The sequence below is a fragment of the Microcystis sp. M53603_WE2 genome, assembly GCF_030065435.1.
The window spans coordinates 1-1,851 of record NZ_JASJFF010001402.1; the positions used below are offsets into that span (position 1 = coordinate 1).

3 protein-coding genes are annotated in these 1,851 nt (G+C 40.0%); all 3 read left to right on the forward strand.

The features are described from left to right. On the forward strand, positions 1–795 hold a 795-nt coding region (locus tag PX481_RS29450), incomplete at its 5' end, for an ABC transporter permease (RefSeq protein WP_288097519.1). Positions 796–1,156: 361 nt separating this feature from the next. Next, positions 1,157–1,465, forward strand: coding sequence for a hypothetical protein (locus PX481_RS29455; RefSeq protein WP_002759539.1), 309 nt, complete (start codon positions 1,157–1,159; stop codon positions 1,463–1,465). A 3-nt stretch (positions 1,466–1,468) separates the two neighbouring features. Beyond that, on the forward strand, positions 1,469–1,851 hold a 383-nt coding region (locus PX481_RS29460), incomplete at its 3' end, for a sugar nucleotide-binding protein (protein ID WP_288097522.1).

Sequence of the window (1,851 nt, forward strand, 5' to 3'; positions counted from 1 at the left end):
ATTGTCCAGTATTTTAAATGGTTGTGGCAAGTGGTAACTCAGTTTAATTTTGGTCTGAGTTTTACCTATTTTCGTCCCGTGTCTTCCCTATTATTAGAGAGAATTCCAGCGACGTTATTAATGTCTTTGACTTCCATCATTTTAACCTGGGCGATTGCAATTCCCTTGGGCATTCTCAGCGCCGTCAAACAAAACCAATTTATCGATAAATTTTTCCGAGTTATCAGTTATATTGGTCAAGGGTTCCCCAGTTTTATCACTGCCCTTTTACTGCTAATTCTCGCCCAAAATGTCTCGCCGCTTTTACCAGTGGGTGATATGACCAGTATTAACTATTCTGAATATTCCCCTATCGGTAAAGTTTTAGATATCGCTTGGCACATGATTTTACCAACTATTGCCCTGACAGTTACCAGTTTTGCGGGATTACAAAGATTGATGCGGGGACAATTATTAGATGTTCTGCGACAGGATTATATTCAAACCGCGAGGGCGAAAGGTTTACCGGAAAATAAAGTTATCTATGTCCACGCTTTACGCAATGCTATTAATCCCCTGATAACTCTTTTGGGCTTTGAATTTTCTAGTTTGTTAAGTGGGGCATTTATCGCCGAATTTTTCTTTAATTGGCCAGGATTAGGTCGCTTAATTTTGCAAGCTGTGACGGCTAAAGATTTATATTTAGTTATGGGCAGTTTAATGATGGGTGCTACTATGTTGATTATCGGTAATCTCCTGGCTGATTTACTTCTCAAAGCTGTAGATCCTAGGATTAAATTGGAGGATTTAAAGTAGGGTGATAGGGAAATTTCAGCTAAATTTCCCACTACCCAACGGGTGCATCTCACATTTGCAGAAATAGGGACAATAAGCAATTATCAGTGACCCTTAAATTATTACAGATGTATCAGCAGCTGCGTGTAAGCATCCCACCGAAAAACTAATGCGCGGGGGGTTTGGGGGCGGCGCCACGCCCCCAACGGGGGGTTTGGGGGGTAGAACCCCCCAAAGGCTTGGATTGAGTGGTAAAATCGGAAGTAATGACCAATTTTAGAAGATAGTTTCCCTTTAAAAATCCCAACTCAGTAGATTTACAAAAATGGGATGTACCCCCACCCAACCCCTTTTTTCCTTTTCACTTTTCACTTAATAAACTATGTTAGCAACTACGCATTATTTACTCAGGTCAAAACAAGACGGACAATATCTAGTAGCGCGTCTGAGAAAAGGTGAAAGCGAAACTCCGGCTAGTTATCTGCTTCTGTTTAAAGAATCCTACGATGCTTTAAGTTATATCAATACCCATGCTCAGGATTTAGCCAATAATTTTTCTGTGGAAACTCTCTCAGGAACACAATTAAAGGGACTGATGCAGCGATGGGGATTTGCAGGAATTGGTTTAGTTAGTGAACCTTTGGAACCGCAAGTGCAGTTTTTAGTCTACGAAAAAGGATTTAATCTCTAAACTATGAAAAGGCTGTTAATCACTGGAGTTAGTGGGTTTTTAGGTTGGCATATTTACCAAAAAACTCGCTCATACTGGGCAAGTTTTGGTACATACTTTAATCACAATGTCAATAGTAATGACCCGAATTTAATTAAAATTAACTTAACAGACTTAGCCGCAGTTAAAGAACTTTTTCAACAGATTAAACCCGACGCGGTAATTCATGCGGCTGCCCAATCAAAACCGAATCTCTGTCAAGAATTTCCCCAAGCATCCGAGGCAATTAATCTGACAGCTTCTCTAGAAATTGCCCGTTTGTGTAGTCAATATCAAATACCGCTAGTTTTTACCTCTACCGATTTAGTTTTTGATGGTAAAAATGCCCCCTATTCCGAAAATGATCC

Bases quoted from the DNA above. Each gene is read 5' to 3' on its own strand.
- PX481_RS29455 (WP_002759539.1), top strand. From the start codon at position 1,157: ATGTTAGCAACTACGCATTATTTACTCAGGTCAAAACAAGACGGACAA.